The 15339-nt window shown below is 70.4% G+C and carries 15 protein-coding genes; 4 read left to right on the top strand and 11 right to left on the bottom strand.

Annotated elements, in window-relative coordinates; all coding sequences use genetic code 11:
- Nucleotides 1-69: 69 nt before the first annotated feature.
- Nucleotides 70-1005 carry a 2-oxoglutarate and iron-dependent oxygenase domain-containing protein gene (locus tag QMX80_RS00945; RefSeq protein ID WP_282274658.1) on the bottom strand — a complete coding sequence of 312 codons (936 nt, stop codon included), beginning with the start codon at nucleotides 1003-1005 and terminating at the stop codon, nucleotides 70-72.
- A gap of 198 nt (nucleotides 1006-1203) precedes the next feature.
- Here QMX80_RS00945 and QMX80_RS00940 point away from each other — a divergent pair, with 198 nt between their 5' ends.
- Both QMX80_RS00940 and QMX80_RS00935 read left to right on the top strand, forming a co-directional pair.
- On the top strand, nucleotides 1204-2451 hold the full coding sequence (locus QMX80_RS00940; RefSeq protein ID WP_282274657.1) for a glycosyltransferase family 4 protein: 1248 nt from the start codon (nucleotides 1204-1206) through the stop codon (nucleotides 2449-2451).
- A complete protein-coding gene (locus QMX80_RS00935; RefSeq protein ID WP_282274656.1) occupies nucleotides 2363-3217 on the top strand; it encodes a polysaccharide deacetylase family protein in 855 nt (284 codons plus the stop codon). Before QMX80_RS00940 ends, QMX80_RS00935 begins: the two co-directional genes overlap by 89 nt.
- 144 nt (nucleotides 3218-3361) lie before the next feature.
- Here QMX80_RS00935 and glmM read toward each other — a convergent pair whose 3' ends face one another.
- Nucleotides 3362-4729, bottom strand: coding sequence for a phosphoglucosamine mutase (gene glmM / locus QMX80_RS00930; RefSeq protein ID WP_282274655.1), 1368 nt, complete (start codon nucleotides 4727-4729; stop codon nucleotides 3362-3364).
- On the bottom strand, nucleotides 4729-5616 hold the full coding sequence (gene accD / locus QMX80_RS00925) for an acetyl-CoA carboxylase, carboxyltransferase subunit beta (protein WP_055769791.1): 888 nt from the start codon (nucleotides 5614-5616) through the stop codon (nucleotides 4729-4731). The genes glmM and accD overlap by 1 nt, the downstream gene beginning before the upstream one ends.
- A 129-nt stretch (nucleotides 5617-5745) precedes the next feature.
- On the opposite strand from accD, the gene QMX80_RS00920 reads away from it, so the two are divergent.
- Nucleotides 5746-6282 carry a methylated-DNA--[protein]-cysteine S-methyltransferase gene (locus QMX80_RS00920; protein WP_282274653.1) on the top strand — a complete coding sequence of 179 codons (537 nt, stop codon included), beginning with the start codon at nucleotides 5746-5748 and terminating at the stop codon, nucleotides 6280-6282.
- Here QMX80_RS00920 and QMX80_RS00915 read toward each other — a convergent pair.
- From QMX80_RS00915 to trpB, 4 genes are all read right to left on the bottom strand, one after another.
- Nucleotides 6263-7447 carry an acyltransferase gene (locus tag QMX80_RS00915; protein WP_282274651.1) on the bottom strand — a complete coding sequence of 395 codons (1185 nt, stop codon included), beginning with the start codon at nucleotides 7445-7447 and terminating at the stop codon, nucleotides 6263-6265. The genes QMX80_RS00920 and QMX80_RS00915 overlap by 20 nt on opposite strands.
- A 72-nt stretch (nucleotides 7448-7519) precedes the next feature.
- Nucleotides 7520-8323, bottom strand: coding sequence for a tryptophan synthase subunit alpha (trpA, locus tag QMX80_RS00910; protein WP_282274683.1), 804 nt, complete (start codon nucleotides 8321-8323; stop codon nucleotides 7520-7522).
- A 7-nt stretch (nucleotides 8324-8330) separates the two neighbouring features.
- Complete coding sequence (locus QMX80_RS00905) at nucleotides 8331-8969, bottom strand: hypothetical protein (RefSeq protein ID WP_282274650.1); 639 nt, start codon at nucleotides 8967-8969, stop codon at nucleotides 8331-8333.
- Nucleotides 8966-10183 carry a tryptophan synthase subunit beta gene (gene trpB, locus QMX80_RS00900; RefSeq protein WP_273080021.1) on the bottom strand — a complete coding sequence of 406 codons (1218 nt, stop codon included), beginning with the start codon at nucleotides 10181-10183 and terminating at the stop codon, nucleotides 8966-8968. Before trpB ends, QMX80_RS00905 begins: the two co-directional genes overlap by 4 nt.
- Before the next feature lie 283 nt (nucleotides 10184-10466).
- On the opposite strand from trpB, the gene QMX80_RS00895 reads away from it, so the two are divergent.
- A complete protein-coding gene (locus QMX80_RS00895) occupies nucleotides 10467-11360 on the top strand; it encodes a LysR family transcriptional regulator (protein WP_282274648.1) in 894 nt (297 codons plus the stop codon).
- 25 nt (nucleotides 11361-11385) lie between these two features.
- On the opposite strand, the gene QMX80_RS00890 is transcribed toward QMX80_RS00895, so the two are convergent.
- Genes QMX80_RS00890 through QMX80_RS00875 form a run of 4 tightly spaced genes read right to left on the bottom strand, consistent with a single transcriptional unit; the run spans nucleotide 11386 to nucleotide 15069 of the window.
- Nucleotides 11386-12045 carry a phosphoribosylanthranilate isomerase gene (locus QMX80_RS00890; RefSeq protein WP_055769802.1) on the bottom strand — a complete coding sequence of 220 codons (660 nt, stop codon included), beginning with the start codon at nucleotides 12043-12045 and terminating at the stop codon, nucleotides 11386-11388.
- Nucleotides 12042-12815 (bottom strand): tRNA pseudouridine(38-40) synthase TruA, encoded by a 774-nt coding sequence (gene truA / locus QMX80_RS00885; RefSeq protein WP_055769804.1) that lies wholly within the window; start codon nucleotides 12813-12815, stop codon nucleotides 12042-12044. Before truA ends, QMX80_RS00890 begins: the two co-directional genes overlap by 4 nt.
- 59 nt (nucleotides 12816-12874) lie before the next feature.
- Nucleotides 12875-13255 carry a VOC family protein gene (locus QMX80_RS00880; RefSeq protein WP_282274647.1) on the bottom strand — a complete coding sequence of 127 codons (381 nt, stop codon included), beginning with the start codon at nucleotides 13253-13255 and terminating at the stop codon, nucleotides 12875-12877.
- A complete protein-coding gene (locus tag QMX80_RS00875; protein ID WP_282274645.1) occupies nucleotides 13252-15069 on the bottom strand; it encodes a FimV/HubP family polar landmark protein in 1818 nt (605 codons plus the stop codon). Before QMX80_RS00875 ends, QMX80_RS00880 begins: the two co-directional genes overlap by 4 nt.
- Nucleotides 15070-15339 lie beyond the last annotated feature (270 nt).

Raw genomic sequence — 15339 nt, 5'->3', positions numbered from 1 at the left:
GGAAATGCGCGGCGGCCGGCCGGCGGCCAGCGCCAGAAGGAAGGCCGCCTCGCGGCGGCCTTCGTGCGCTTACTTCAGCTTGATCTCGCGCAGGCGCTCCTCGAGGAAGCCATGGGCGGTGATCGGCTCCGGGTAGCGGCTCGGATTGTCCGGGGTGATGCACGACGGCAGCACGTCGATCAGGAAATCCGGGTTCGGGTGCAGGAAGAACGGCACCGAATAGCGCGGCTGCCGGGCCAGTTCGCCCGGGGGATTGACCACGCGATGGATGGTCGACGGATACACATGGTTGGTCAGGCGCTGCAGCATGTCGCCGATGTTGACCACGATGGTGTCCGCGTCCGAGGTGAACGGCACCCACTCGCCTTCGTGCGACTGCACTTCCAGCCCGGCCGCGCTGGCCCCGACCAGCAGGGTGATGAAGTTGATGTCGCCATGGGCGCCGGCGCGCACGTTCGGAATGTCGTCGGTGGTGATCGGAGGATAGTGGATCGGGCGCAGGATCGAGTTGCCGTTGTTGGTCTTGTCGGCGAAGTAGTCCTGCGGCAGTCCGATATGCAGGGCCAGGGCGGACAGCACCCGCGAGCCCAGGTTGTCCAGCGCCTGGTACAGGCCGTAGCCGCGCTCGCGGAAACCCTCGACCTCGGTCGGCCACAGGTTCGGCGGCATCACCTCGCGGTACTTCGAATCGTCCGAGATCTCGCGGCCGATGTGCCAGAACTCCTTCAGGTCGAAGTGCTTGGAGCCCTTGGCGGTCTCCACGCCGAACGGGGTATAGCCGCGGGCGCCGCCCCCGCCGGCCACGTGGTATTTGCGCTTGACCTCTTCGGGCAGGGCGAAGAAGGCCTTGAAGGCATCGTAGGCCGCGTCGATGTCGGCCTGCGGGATGCCATGGTTGCGGATGCCCGCGAACCCCCACTGGCGATAGGCCGCGCCCAGCTCGGCCACGAAGGCCTCGCGGTCGCTGTCGAAGCGGGTGATGTCGAGGGTTGGGATCTTGCTCACAGCGGTTCCTGGCTTGTCATGGAGGCTTGTCGTGGATATGCGGGCCGGCAGCACCTGTCGCCCGTCTGAGCATTGTGACAGATCGCCCCGGCGGCCGACCGTGGATACACTGATACAAAAAGATACAATCCCCTCAACCCGGGCCGGTACTGGACCGGCGACGCACCTCCCGCCCCTCCAACTCCGCGCCTACTCCGTATGGAACCCGCATCCCTGGCGGACCGCCCGCTGAAGATCCTGCATACCGAAGCCGCCCGCGGCATGGGCGGGCAGGAGATCTACCTGCTCCGCCACCTGCTGGCCATGCGCGCCCGCGGCCACGATCTCTCGCTGCTGTGCCAGCCCGGCGCCCGCCTGGCCGAAGCGGCCCGCAGCCATGGCTTCGTCGTACATACGCTGGAGATGGGCGGCCTGCCCCGGCTGCTGCGCGGCATCCCCGCGGTACGCGACCTGGTACGCACGCACCGCTACGACGTGGTCAACGTCACCAGCCGCCGCGACGCGCTGATCGCCGCGGCCGGCGCGCGCCTGGCGGGCGCCCCGCTGGTGGTGCGCTCGCGCCACCTGATGAGTCCGGTGCACTCGCTGCTGACCTATACCTGGCTGCCGCACCGGATCATCACCGTCAGCCAGTTCGTCAAGCGCCTGCTGCAGGAACGCGGCATCGCCCCCGGCCGGATCGGCGTGGTGCCGCCCATGGCGCAATCGCCGCAGGCCACCGGCGAGGAGCCGATGCAACGCTCCTGGCAGGAACTGCAACGGCTGCGCGCCGAGGTCCGCGACGAATTCGGCTTCGACGACGACGATGTGGTCGTCGGCTGCGTGGCCGTGCTGCGCGAGCCCAAGGGCCACCTCGACCTGCTCGATGCGATCGCGCCGCTGTGCCGGGAAAACCCGAGACTGCACCTGCTCATCATCGGCGACGGCGAGCCCGTCATGTCGCGGCTGAAGGCGTCGAGCGCGCAGTACGGGATCGAGCGCCAGATCCACCTGCCCGGCTACCGCAACGATGCCGCGCGCCTGATGGCCGGGTTCGATGTATTCGCCCTGCCCAGCCACAAGGAAGCCGCGGGAACCGTGTTCCTTGAGGCCGCCGAGGCCGGCGTGCCGATCGTGGCCACGCGCGTGGGCGGCATCCCGGAAATGCTGGTCGAGCAGGTCAATGCGCTGCTCGTCGAACTCGGCGACCAGGCCGCATTGACCACCGCACTGCGTACACTGGCCACCTCGGGCGAACTGCGGCGGAAGATGGGCCGGGCCGGCCGGGAATGGCTGCATCAGGAACACCGCTTCACCGTGGCCGGGCATTGCGAAGCCACCGAACATCATTACCACCAGTGGCTCGAGGAATTGGGACATGGCCCACGCCAAGTCGGTACCGGTGCTGATGCACCACCACGTCAGCCCGTCGCCGGGCATGATCACGGTCTCCCCGGAAAACTTTGAAAGCCAGATCGCCTGGCTGGCCGCCGATGGCTGGACCTCGCTGACCATGCAGCAGTACGCCGGCTTCCTGGCCGGCGCGCCGGTGCCGCGCAAATCCATCCTCATCACCTTCGACGACGGCTACCTGGACAACTGGGTGCATGCCCACCCCATCCTGCAGAAGTACGGCATGCACGCGGTGGTGTTCCTGGTCACCGGCTGGATGGGCCAGGGCGACGTGCGTCCGCACGCGGGCCAAGCGGATGCGCCGCTGCCCGTCACGCCGGACCACCGCGGCTGCGAGGATGCGATCTTCAACCAGGGCCGCGCCGACGAAGTGATGATGCGCTGGAGCGAAGCGCGCGCGGCCATCGCCGCCGGCACGTTCGAGATGCACTGCCACACCCATTCGCATACCCGCTGGCTGCGCCGGGAGATCAGCCGCGAGGAGAAATGCGCGGGCATCCGCGACGACCTGGTCCGGGCACGCGAAGAACTGCGCAGGGAACTGGGCGAAGCTTCCGACACCCTGTGCTGGCCCTATGGCGATTTCGACGAGGACTACGTGCGGATCGCGCGCGAGCTCGGCTTCCGCCATCTGCACACCACCCACCCGTTCGGCCGCAACCTCGTCGGCGGCGATCCGGAGCACATCTACCGCTTCGCCATCCGCAACCGCCCGGCGAAGTGGCTGCGCAAACGCATCGCCAGCAGTTACAGCCCGTTGATCGCGCCTTTCTTCAACCGCTTCAAGGCCCACCGCAGGGGCATGGTGGCCGGGCCGTGACCGGCTGAAGGCCATCGCCGCCGCCACCGCCACGGGCAATCGCCCGGGGCGATTCCCGGCATCGCCGGCCGATGGCCCGAAGGGGTACCGCCTGGAATGCGCCGGCAAAAAGCAGAACGCCCCGGATTCCGGGGCGTTTTCGCATCAGGCCGCGGCCCTGACCGCTTCGGCCAGGCGTTCGAGCGTGGCCTGCATCAGCGCGGCGTCGTCGGCTTCAACCGTCACCCGCACCACCGGCTCGGTGCCGGACGGGCGCAGGAAGGCGCGGCCGTGGCCTGCCACCGCCTGCTGTGCGGCGGCCAGCGCGGCCAGCACGAGGCCGGACTGCACCATCGCCTTGGCCGATGCGCCCTGCCCGACCCTGACGTTGACCGTCTGCTGCGGCATCCGCCTCAGCCCCGCCAACGCTTCCTGCAGGGTGATGCCGCGGCGCTTGAGTACTTCCAGCACCTGCAGCGCGCTGATGATGCCGTCGCCGGTGGTGGCCCGGTCCAGGCACAGCAGATGGCCGGAAGCTTCACCGCCTAGCACGCCGTCGTGCTCCAGCAGCGCCTTGTGCACGTAACGGTCGCCGACATTGGCGCGGAGGAAACCGATCCCGGCCCGCGACAGCGCCTGTTCGAAGCCGTAGTTGGTCATCAGCGTTCCCACCACCGGCCCGTGCAGGCGGCCGCTGGCCTTCCAGTCCATCGCCAGCAGGTACAGCAGGTCGTCGCCATCGTGGACGCCACCGTCGCTGTCCACGAACAGCAGGCGGTCGCCGTCGCCGTCGAAAGCGATGCCCAGGTGCGCCCCGCTGGCCAGCACCCTGGCGGCCAGCGCTTCGGGGTGCATCGAACCGACGCCGTCGTTGATGTTCACGCCATTGGGATCGATGCCGATCGCATCGACGCTGGCGCCCAGTTCGCGCAGCACCAGCGGCGCCACCTGGTAGGTCGCGCCGTTGGCGCAGTCCACCGCGATGCGCATGCCTTCCAGGTCGAAGTCGCGCGGCACGGAATTCTTGCAGGCCTCCACGTAACGGCCGATCGCATCGCGCGTGCGCACCGCCTTGCCCAGGCGTTCGGAGGCCACGGTCGAGAACGGCTGCTCGAGCGCGGCCTCGATCGACAGCTCGGTCGCGTCGTCGAGCTTCTCGCCCTGCGCGGAAAAGAACTTGATGCCGTTGTCGTGGTGCGGGTTGTGCGAGGCGGAAATGACGATGCCGCCGTCGGCGCGCAGCGAGCGGGTCAGGTGCGCGACCGCCGGGGTCGGCATCGGCCCCATCAGCTGCACGTGCACGCCGGCCGCGACCAGCCCGGCCTCCAGTGCGGCCTCGAACATGTAGTTGGAGATGCGGGTGTCCTTGCCGATCACCACCAGCGGCTTGCGGCCGCTGCCGCGCGACTGGGTCGCGCGCACCAGCGCCTGGCCGTAGGCGTTGCCCAGGCGCAGCACGAAATCGGCGGAAATGGCGCCTTCGCCGACCCGGCCGCGGATGCCGTCGGTACCGAAATACCTGCGGGCCGCCATCAGGCGGCGGCCACGTCGCTGGCCGGACGCTCCTGGCGCATCAGCATGGCCAGCAGATCGGCCAGGCGCTCACGCATTTCGCGGCGGTCGCAGATCTGGTCGATGGCGCCGTGCTCGAGCAGGAACTCGGAGCGCTGGAAGCCTTCGGGCAGTTTCTCGCGCACGGTCTGCTCGATCACGCGCGGACCGGCGAAGCCGATCAACGCCTGCGGCTCGGCGATGTTGATGTCGCCCAGCATCGCGAACGAGGCCGACACGCCGCCGGTGGTCGGATGGGTGAGCACCGAGATGTACGGCAGGCCTGCAGCACGCAGCCTGCCCAGCGCGGCCGACGTCTTGGCCATCTGCATCAGCGAGAACAGGCCTTCCTGCATGCGCGCGCCGCCGCTGGCGGAGAAGCTCACGAACGGCGCGCCGATCTCCAGCGCGGTCTCGGCCGCCAGCGCGAAGCGCTCGCCGACCACCGAGCCCATCGAGCCGCCCATGAAGGCGAAGTCGAACGAGGCGGCGACCAGCGGACGCTCCTTGAGCGTGCCGCGCATGGCCACCAGCGCGTCGTACTCGCCGGTGTTCTTCTGCGAGGCCTTGATGCGCTCGGCGTACTTCTTCTGGTCCTTGAACTTGAGCAGGTCGGTCGGCCCGAGGCGGGCGGCGATCTCGGTGGTGCTGTCGGCGTCGAACAACGCTGCCAGGCGCGCACGCGCGCGGATGGCCATGTGGTGGCCGCACTTGGGGCAGACCTCGAGGTTCTCCTCCAGCTCCGGCCGGTACAGGGCGGCACCGCAACTGCTGCACTTTTCCCACAGGCCCTCGGGGACGCTGCGTTTCTTGTTGGGCGTGTTGTCGGTGCGGATGCCCGAGGGCATCAATTTGCTGAGCCAGCTCATGCGGGATGACAGTTCCGTTCAGGGCGGCCCGCAGGCCGCGACAGGGCCGACAGTCTAGCGCGCGGCGGCAAACCGACGGTAGCGTACGCCGGCGCGGTCCAACGCCGCGCCTGCCCGCCGGGAAACACGATGACGATCCACTACCGCCCTGTCCCCAGCCCGCTCGGGCCGCTCACCGTGGCCACCAGCGACCGCGGACTGCTTGCGCTCGAGTTCCCGCAGGATGCCTGGCTCCTGCCCCGCGATGGCTGGCGCGAGGGCGATCATCCGCTGCTGCGGCAGGCGCAGGGCCAGCTCGATGAATATTTCCGCGGCGACCGGCGCATCTTCGACCTGCCCCTGGCGCCACAGGGCACTCCGTTCCAGCGCCAGGTCTGGTTCGCGCTGGCGGACATTCCCTACGGGCAGACCACGAGCTATGCCCGCCTGGCCGCACGCATCGGCCGCCCGACCGCAGCCCGCGCGGTAGGCGCGGCCAACGGCCGCAACCCGCTGGGCATCTTCCTGCCCTGTCACCGCGTGGTCGGCGCCCATGGCGCGCTCACCGGCTTCAGCGGCGGACTGGCGGCCAAGCAGTTCCTGCTGGAACTCGAAGGCGCCCTGCCCCCCATGGGACCGGCCGACCTGTTCAGCGACGCCGCCGGCGCTACCCGCGATCGCGACTGACCGCCCCTGCCGCCATGGCCTGCAGGCCATGGGCGTCCGCCTTGGGCAGCCCCAGCCAACGCCGCCGCACGGCCCGGTCGCAGGGATCGGAATAGAACCGCGCCACCAGCGCGCCAAGCGCCCAGCACAGGGCCAGCAGCGGCAGGTACCACCAGAATCCCGAACGGACATCGCTGCCGCCGTGCCGGTACAGCGCCACCAGGGCGAACACCACGAACATGTGGGTGAGGTAGATCTCGTAGCTGAGCCGGCCGAAGGCGCGCAGCCAGCCCAGCGCGCGCATCGGCGCACCCGCTCCGCCCGGCTGCAGGCCGGCGATCAGCATCGCCGCCGAACCGGTCAGCACCAGCATGTAACCGTTGCCGAACGAGGCCCACAGCTCGCGCCCGCAGAGCGGCACCGCCAGCAGGCCCAGCCCGCCGGCCAGGCGCAGCAGCCGCGCGGTCCGCCGCGGCGCCTGCCAGCGTTCGACCAGCAGGGCGGCCAGCACGCCGGTGGCGATGGCCGCCATGCCGGGAAGATAGGCCTTTTCCTGCCATATCTCGTTGCCCGCCAGGGCCGCGCGGGTGAGCGGCAGCGACAACGCGGACAGGGCCAGCAGCACGATCAGCAGCGTGCGTCCGCGCACCAGCAGGCAGGCCAGCGGAAAACCGAGATAGAACACTTCCTCGATCGACAGCGACCACAGCACGTCCCAGCCGCCGGGCAGCCAACCGGTGCGGCCCTCGTACCAGTTCAGGTGCAGGCCCAGCGCCGAGAACAGCGCGCCGCCCAGCGACTGCCCTTTCCCGTCGATCACGTAGAAAGGCACGCCGGCCAGATGCAATGCGCTCAGCACCGCCAGCAGCAGGAGCAGGCACGGCAGGATGCGAGCCGCCCGGCGCACATAGAACGCACGCAGGTCGATGGACGACAGCGAACCCCAGCGCCGCAGCGAATGCGACGCGATCAGGAAGCCGGATACCACGAAGAAGACGAACACCGCCTCATAGCCGTTGTAACTGAGCGCATCGAGCAGGCGCCGCGGCAGGATGTCGCCCAGCGCGGTATCGCGCAGCGGAATGCGCAGGGCCAGGTGGTGCAGCACCACCATCAGGATGGAGGCGCCGCGCAATGCATCGATGCCGGGGTTGCGGCCGCCGGCATGCGCCGATGAAAGATCCAAATGTCGTCCTGCGGAACGGAGCCGGCCCGCATTATCCCTGCACCGGGCGCCGGCACGCGCCGGCTTCGCCGATCAGGCGTCGAGCGCCTGCCGCAACGGCGCCAGGAACGCCCCCGCCGCGCGTACCGCCTCCGCCACCGAAGCGGCCTCGGCCATCGCCGCGACCAGCGCGCTGCCGACCACCACGCCATCGGCATCGACCGCCATCGCCGCGGCGCTGGACGCATCCTTGATGCCGAACCCGGCCACCACCGGCACCGTCGAACGGCTGCGCAGCAGACGCAGGCGCTCGCCCGCGGCGGCGCTGTCCAGCCGTTCCGACGCGCCGGTGACGCCGGCGAAACTGACGTAGTACAGATAGCCCTGCGCGGCATCGCACAGGCCGTCGAGCCGCGCCTGGCTGCTGGTCGGCGAAGCCAGCAGGATCAGGGCCAGGCCGGCGGCGGTGAATGCGGCGCGGGTCTCCTGCGCTTCTTCCGGCGGCAGGTCGACCAGCAGCACGCCGTCCACGCCGGCGGCGACCGCCTCGGCCGCGAACTGCGCGGCGCCGCGGATTTCCACCGGGTTGAGATAGCCCATCAGTACCACCGGAGTGAGCGCGTCCTGCTCGCGGAACCGGGCCACGGTATCCAGCACATAGCGCCGCCCGGCGCCGCGCGCCAGCGCGCGCTCGGAACTGCGCTGGATGGTGGGGCCGTCGGCCATCGGGTCGGAAAACGGCACGCCCAGTTCGATCACGTCGGCGCCCGCGGCGACCAGTTCGTGCATCACCGGCACGGTGGCTTCCAAGGCGGGGTCGCCGGCGGTGATGAACGGGATCAGCGCCTTGCGGCCGGACGCCCGCAGGCGGGCGAAGCATTCGTCGATACGGGTCACGGACATCTCAGGCGCATCCTTCAATCAGTTCGACCGCATCCGGCTGGCCCCAGTAGATCGAGGTCACCACGCCGCCGAGGGTTTCCAGGCGCAGGGCCAGGTTGGCCCGCTTGTCGGTCCAGGTCAGGTAGTCGCCATCGGGCGACACATAGGCATGCGGGCTGACCACGACGCCGGCAGGCAGGCGCTTCTTCGCCTCGGCCGCGTCCATGCCCACCCACAGGCCGAAGGGAATCGGCGGCGCGGCGGCCGGCCGCGCATCGACGCGCACGCCGGGGTCGCCTTCGCCATCCACGTCGAAACGCGCGATGCGGTCGGCGATCACCATCATCGACATGCCTTCGGGCAACGTGCCGCGGTCGTAGTACTCGCAGTCGCCTTCCATGACTTCGCGCATGCCGGCGGACTTGAAGGCCGCATCGCCCGGCGCCTTGCCGAATGGGGCGCCGATGCGCAGCTCGCCGACGGCGGCCAGTTGCGCCGCGGCATCGCCGGCCGCCGACCGCGGCGCCGCGTCGGATGCTGGAGCAGAAGCGGCGGGCGGTGCAGGCGTAGCCGGCGCAACCCCGGGGTCGGCCGGCTTGCAGGCCACCAGCGCCAGCGCGATGCAGGCCAGTGCGCTCCCGCGCAGCAGCGGCGCGCTCACAGCACCAGCCCTTCGCGTGCGGCGATGGTGTGCACGTCCTTGTCGCCACGCCCGGACAGGTTGCACAGCACCAGCGCGTCCTTCGGCAGTTCGCGCGCCAGCTTGATCGCCTGCGCCACCGCATGGCTGGATTCCAGCGCCGGCAGGATGCCCTCGGTGCGGGTCAGGCGGTGGAACGCCGCCAGCGCCTCGTCGTCGGTGATGCCGACATACCGGGCGCGGCCACTGTCGGCCAGGAAGGCGTGTTCCGGGCCGACGCCGGGGTAATCCAGGCCGGCGGAAATGGAATGGGTCTCGGTGATCTGGCCATCGTCGTCGCACAGCACGTAGGTGCGGTTGCCGTGCAGCACGCCGGGACGACCGGCGGAGATCGACGCGGCATGGCGTCCGGTGGCGATGCCGTCGCCGGCCGCCTCGGCGCCGTAGATCTTCACGTCGCGGTCGTTGAGGAACGCATGGAACAGGCCGATCGCGTTGGAGCCGCCGCCGACGCAGGCGGTGATCGCATCGGGCAGGCGGCCGTAGTCCTCCAGCATCTGCGCGCGCGCCTCGCGCCCGACGATGGCATTGAAGTCGCGCACCATGCGCGGATACGGGTCCGGGCCGGCGACCGTGCCGATGATGTAGAAGGTGTCGCGCACGTTGGTCACCCAGTCGCGCATCGCCTCGTTGAGCGCGTCCTTGAGCGTGGCCGAACCGCTGCTCACCGGCACCACGGTGGCGCCGAGCAGCTTCATCCGGTAGACGTTGATCTTCTGCCGCTCGATATCGGTCGAGCCCATGTAGACCACGCATTCCAGCCCCAGCCGCGCGGCCACGGTGGCGCTGGCCACGCCGTGCTGGCCGGCGCCGGTCTCGGCGATGATGCGGGTCTTGCCCATGCGCGCGGCCAGCAGCGCCTGGCCGATGGTGTTGTTCACCTTGTGCGCGCCGGTGTGGTTGAGGTCCTCGCGCTTGAGCAGGATCTGCGCCCCGCCCACGTCGCGGCTCAGGCGCTCGGCATGGTAGATCGGGCTGGGCCGGCCGACGTAGTGCTTCAGGTCCTTGTCGTAGGCAGCGATGAAGGCCGGATCGACCCGTGCCTGGTCGTAGGCGGCGGCCAGTTCCTGCAGCGGCCCGACCAGCGTCTCGGCGACGAAGCTGCCGCCGAAGCGGCCGAAATGCCCGCGGGCATCGGGGAAGGCATGGAAATCGGTGATCGGGGCGGCGGTCATGGCATCGCGGTCGGCAGGACAGGCCTGCACCGTAGCGCACGCTCCCGAAGATGAAAATCGATATCTGGGCCGGCATGTGTTAGAAAAACTCACATGAAAGAACGACAGGACAGGCGCTTTTCACCGGAAGGCCGCCCGAAGGGTGGCGCACGGCTGGCTTCTGCTCCTGCAAAACCGGCATTCCCGCCTTCCATGGCGGACAGGTGTGCGCCATGAAAGAACGGCAGGACAGCCGTTATTCAGGGCGAAGCCGCCCGAAGGGTGGCGCACAGGGATGTGCGCCATGAAGGACGAACACGCCCTGCCCTCGCTCAATGCGCTGCGCGCCTTCGAGGCCGCCGCCCGCCTGCGCAGCGTCAGCCTGGCCGCCGACGAACTGCATGTGACCCATGGCGCGGTCAGCCGCCAGTTGCGGGCGCTGGAGGAAGAGCTCGGCGTGGCGCTGTTCGAGCGCGACGGCCGCGGCATCCGCCCGACCGCCGCCGGCCGGCGCCTGCAGGAAGCCGCCTCCGGGGCGTTCTCGCAACTGCGCGACTGCGTGGCCGCGCTGCGCCGGGGACAACGCAACGACGCCTTCGTGCTTGGCTGCCCGGGCAGCGTGCTGGCGCGCTGGATGATCCCGCGCCTGCAGCAGCTGCAGCGCGACCTGCCGGGGCTGACCCTGCATCTGGCCGCGCAGGACGGCGATTTCGCCCCGCGGCTGGCCGGGATGGACGCCGCCCTCCTGCTCGGCCAGGCGCCGTGGCCGGCCGGCTGGACCGTGCACGGCCTGGGCAGCGAACGCATCGGCCCGGTGTTCAGCCCATCCATGCGTGGCGCGCACGTACTCGCCCACCAGCCGCCCGACGCCCTGCTCGGCCATGCGCTGCTGCACACCCGCTCGCGGCCGCAGGCCTGGCCCACCTGGGCCGCGCTCAACGACCTGGACGCGGCGGCGCTGCGCGAAGGCACCGGTTTCGAGCATCTGTATTACCTGCTCGAAGCCGCGGTCGCCGGCCTCGGCATCGCCATCGCCCCCGAACCGCTGGTGGCCGACGACCTGGTCAACGGCCGCCTCATCGCCCCGTGGGGCTTCGTCGATACCGAAGGGCAATGGGCGCTGTGCACCGCCGGCGGGAACCGACATCCACGGGTCGAGGCACTGGCGGACTGGTTGCGGCGGCAGCTGGCCGCGTAGGAGCGGCCCAAGCCGCTCCTGCGGCTTACGCGGATGCGTCGTGCATGTCGGCGCGGCGCACTTCCTCGACGAAACGGCGCATCCGGTCGCCATCCTTGATGCCCGGCGCCGATTCGATGCCGCTGGAGACATCCACGCCCCACGGCTGCACGCTGGCGATCGCTTCGAACACATTGTCCGGGCGGATGCCGCCGGCCAGCAGGAACGGCCGGTGCAGCCCGGAGGGCACCTGCGACCAGTCGAAGGCCACGCCGCTGCCGCCGCTGCCGCCCGGCGCGTGGCTGTCCAGCAGGAAGCCGGCCGCATGCGGATGCGCCAGCTGCAGGCTGCGTGCGGTGACCGCCTCCGTACCGCCCATCGCCACCGCCTTCAGGTAGGGCATGTTGAACGCACGGCAGAAGGTGTCGTCCTCGTCGCCGTGGAACTGCAGCAGGCTCGGCCGTACCGTGCGCATCACCTCGCGCACTTCCTCGCGGCTGTTGTCGCGGAACAGCGCCACCACGTCGACCATCGGCGTGATCGCCTGGCGCATCGCGCGGGCTTCGGCCGGCGCCACCCGGCGCGCGCTGCCGCGGGCGAAAACGAAACCGATCGCGTCGACGCCCAGCTCGCTGGCCAGGCGGATGTCGCCGGCGCGGGTCATGCCGCAGAACTTGATGCGGGTGCGGAACAGCATGCGGGTCATGACGTCACCTCGGCCGGCAGTTGCCACTGGTCAGGATACAGCGGGCCTACGAACACCAGCCCCTGCGGCGGCGCGGTCGGCCCGGCCTGGGTGCGGTCGCGCAGCGCCAGCACCTGCCCGATCCACGACTCCGGCTTCTCGCCGGCACCGACCAGCAGCAGCGAGCCGACGATATTGCGCACCATGTGGTGCAGGAAGGCATTGGCCTGCACCTGCACCTCGACCACCTCGCCGTGGCGCGCGACGGAAATCGACTGCAGCTCGCGGCGGGCGTGCAGCGCCTGGCATTGCACGCTGCGGAACGAACTGAAGTCGTTTTCGCCCAGCAGCGCCTGCGCGGCGCGGTGCATCGCATCGGCGTCCAGCGGCCGGCGTTCCCAGCTCAGCGTCTGCCGGTACAGCGCCGGACGCACCTGGCGGTTGAGCAGGCGGTAACGGTAGCGCCGCGCGCGCGCGGAGAATCGCGCATGGAAGTCGTCGGCCACCGGCACGCACCAGCGCACGCACACCGAAGGCGGAAGCCGCGTGGTCGTGCCCAGCACCCAGCCGCGCGGCTCGCGCGCGACATCGCTGTCGAAATGCACCACCTGGCATTCGCCGTGCACCCCGGCATCGGTGCGGCCGGCGCAGACCACGCTCACCGGCGCATCGGCCACCGACGAAAGAGCATCCTGCAGCGTGGCCTGCACGCTCGCACAGCCGCTTTCGCCCAACTGCTGCCAGCCCTTGAAGCCGCTGCCGTCGTATTCCACGCCCAGCGCGTAGCGCATCGTCAAACCTCTCGTTTCGCCGGCGCTTGCCGGAGCCGGCGCCCGCAGCGGGCGCCCGTTCAATCCGCGTCGCGTTCGGACCACACGGCCAGTTCGTTGCCGCCGGGTTCGAGGAACTGGAAGCGGCGCCCGCCGGGGAAGGTGAATTCGGCTTTGCTCAGCGTGCCGCCCTGCGCCAGCACCGCCGCCTGCAGCGACGCCAGCCGCGCCGCGTACAGCACCACCAGCGGTGCGCCGGACCCGCTCGTCGCCGGCTCGCCGCGGAAGAAACCGCCCTGCAGTCCGCCGTCGTCGAACGCGGTGTAGTCCGGGCCGTAATCCTCGAAGCGCCAGCCGAACACCTGCTCGAAGAAACGCCGGCTCGCGGAAGGATCGCGCGAGGCGAACTCGACATAGTCGATGCGCCGTTCGTGCTTCACCGCCGGCTCCTGCCCGCTCATCCCAACCGCCCCAGCAATTCGACCGCTTCGGCGCGCGCCTGCACGTCGCCGCCTGCGGCCACTTCGTTCAACAGGGTACGCGCGGTTTCCGCATCGCCCAGGTCCAGGTAGGCGATCGCCAGCTCCAGCCGCTCGCGGCCGGCGGGCGCAGGGTTGAGCGGCGCCAGACTGGCCATGTCACCGGCCAGCCAGTCGCCTTCCTCCTGCACGGTCGGTTCCGCCGGCGCGGCTGGCGCTGCGGCGTCGCCCGATGGACGCGAGGCCTCGAACAGCAGCACCGGCTCCTGCCGGGCCGAACGCGGCGGATTGGCGCCGGTGGACGGCTGCGACCAGAACGGAACGGCCTCGGCCTCGACCTCGACCTCGACCTCGACCTCATCTTCGACGGGCGCGGCAGCCGGTTGCACGGGCGCGACCTCGGTGGCGATCTCCTCTTCCACCGCAGGCATCGCCGCGGCAAGCGCCGACAGTTCGCCTTCGGCGGCGCGACCGGCAGGTGGCGCGGGCGGAAGCGGCGACGGCCGGCGACGGCGCGACAGCCACCAGCCTGCCGCGGCCACGACCAGCAGCACGCCCAGCCACGCCCATGGCGCGGTGCCCGCCGGCTCCTTCTTCCCCACCTCGGCCAGGCGCTGCTGCGCTGCGGCCAGGTTGCTGTCCTTCATCGCGATCAGCGATTGCTGCTGCGATTGCAGTTTCTCCAGTTCGGCGACGCGCTCGCGCAGTTCCTGCAGTTCCGCATCGCGCGTGGCGAGATCTTCCCTGGCCTGCCGCAGTTGTTCGTTCGCCGCCATGTCGCCCTCGCCACCGGCCTGGAGCCCGGTCGTCATTCCTGCCGTCTGATGTGCGCCAGCCACCGCCGGCGCGATTTCCAGCCGCGCATCGCGCGCCGCCGGCGCGACCGCATCCGCCTTTGCGGTGGCGGTCGCCGTGCCGGCCACCGCCGGCTGCGGGATCGGTGCGCGCGCCTGGTGCCATTGCGCGACATGCTCCCGCACCAACGCGCGGGCAGCGGCCGTGTCGGTGCGCTCCAGTTCCCCGCTTCCGGGAACACGCAGCACCGCCCCCTGCCGCAGCAGGTTGACGTTGCCGCGGATGAACGCCTCGGGGTTGGCGCGCAGCAGCGCCACCATCGCCTGGTCCAGCGAAACGCCGTTGTCGCGCGCCAGCTCGCCCGCGATCCCCGACAGGGTCTGCCCGCGCTGTACGGGCGCCAGCATGCCGTCGGCCGTGGCCGCCGGCCGCGCGACAGGCGCCGGACGGGATGCGGAAGGCGTGGATGGTACGGGTGCGGCGACCGCCGCCGGTTCCTTCGCCGGCCCGGACATGGGCACCGACGCCGGCCCGGGCTCGCGCACGATCAGGTTGGAAGGCGCCGCGGCCGGCGCCTCGATCACCGGTTCGGCGACCGCGGTAGCGGCCTCCGGCGCGGCGACCAGTGCCGAGTATTCGCGTACCAGCCGCCCCTGCCCCCAGTCCACCTCGATCAGGAAGCTCAGCGCCGGCACCTGCACCGGCGCCGCGCTGGTCACGCGCACTACGGCGCGCCCCTGTGCGTCCTGGGCGAACTGGAACTGGAGCTCGCTGACCAGCCCCTCCGGCCGCGACAGGCCCACGCGCTCGAAGGTCGCCGCCGAGGCCAGCGCCACCGTGGCGCTTTCCAGCTCGCCCGGGTCGCTGGAGATCACCGGGATCTCGGCCACCAGCGGCTGTCCGGGCCTGGACAGTACGCGGATGTTGCCCAGGCCGAGGGCAAGCGCGGCGCTGCTGTACAGCCCCAGCGCGAGGACGAACACGCCTTGTATCGAGCGCATCGCGCTCCTGCCCCGTGGTTTCATGCCGGCCAATATACCGGCAGAGCCGGATTCGGAATACCGCGGGGGAGACACGCCAACGCCGCGCGCTGTCGCCCCACGGTTTGCCTCGCAAACCGTGGGCCCCGTCTCTCGCTTGCCACACCTCCGCGCCTTGACTCGCCGCAAGCGGCTCGCCCTTCGGGCCGGCTTCGCCGTTCGCGCTTCGCGCAGTGGCGCGCCCGCCTACCGAGCCGGCTTTTCTCCAGATGCTTCCAGGTGGTGTTGGCA

Source organism: Stenotrophomonas sp. PS02297, from assembly GCF_029959705.1.
Taxonomy (GTDB): Bacteria; Pseudomonadota; Gammaproteobacteria; order Xanthomonadales; family Xanthomonadaceae; genus Stenotrophomonas; species Stenotrophomonas nitritireducens.
This window is presented reverse-complemented; position numbering and strand designations above follow the sequence as displayed.

Excerpts from the sequence above, each read along its gene's own strand:
- QMX80_RS00940 (WP_282274657.1), top strand. The coding sequence starts at position 1,204 with ATGGAACCCGCATCCCTGGCGGACCGCCCGCTGAAGATCCTGCATACC.
- QMX80_RS00935 (WP_282274656.1), top strand. The coding sequence starts at position 2,363 with ATGGCCCACGCCAAGTCGGTACCGGTGCTGATGCACCACCACGTCAGC.
- glmM (WP_282274655.1), bottom strand. The coding sequence starts at position 4,729 with ATGGCGGCCCGCAGGTATTTCGGTACCGACGGCATCCGCGGCCGGGTC.
- accD (WP_055769791.1), bottom strand. The coding sequence starts at position 5,616 with ATGAGCTGGCTCAGCAAATTGATGCCCTCGGGCATCCGCACCGACAAC.
- QMX80_RS00920 (WP_282274653.1), top strand. The coding sequence starts at position 5,746 with ATGACGATCCACTACCGCCCTGTCCCCAGCCCGCTCGGGCCGCTCACC.
- trpB (WP_273080021.1), bottom strand. The coding sequence starts at position 10,183 with ATGACCGCCGCCCCGATCACCGATTTCCATGCCTTCCCCGATGCCCGC.
- QMX80_RS00895 (WP_282274648.1), top strand. The coding sequence starts at position 10,467 with ATGAAGGACGAACACGCCCTGCCCTCGCTCAATGCGCTGCGCGCCTTC.
- QMX80_RS00890 (WP_055769802.1), bottom strand. The coding sequence starts at position 12,045 with ATGACCCGCATGCTGTTCCGCACCCGCATCAAGTTCTGCGGCATGACC.
- truA (WP_055769804.1), bottom strand. The coding sequence starts at position 12,815 with ATGCGCTACGCGCTGGGCGTGGAATACGACGGCAGCGGCTTCAAGGGC.
- QMX80_RS00880 (WP_282274647.1), bottom strand. The coding sequence starts at position 13,255 with ATGAGCGGGCAGGAGCCGGCGGTGAAGCACGAACGGCGCATCGACTAT.
- QMX80_RS00875 (WP_282274645.1), bottom strand. The coding sequence starts at position 15,069 with ATGCGCTCGATACAAGGCGTGTTCGTCCTCGCGCTGGGGCTGTACAGC.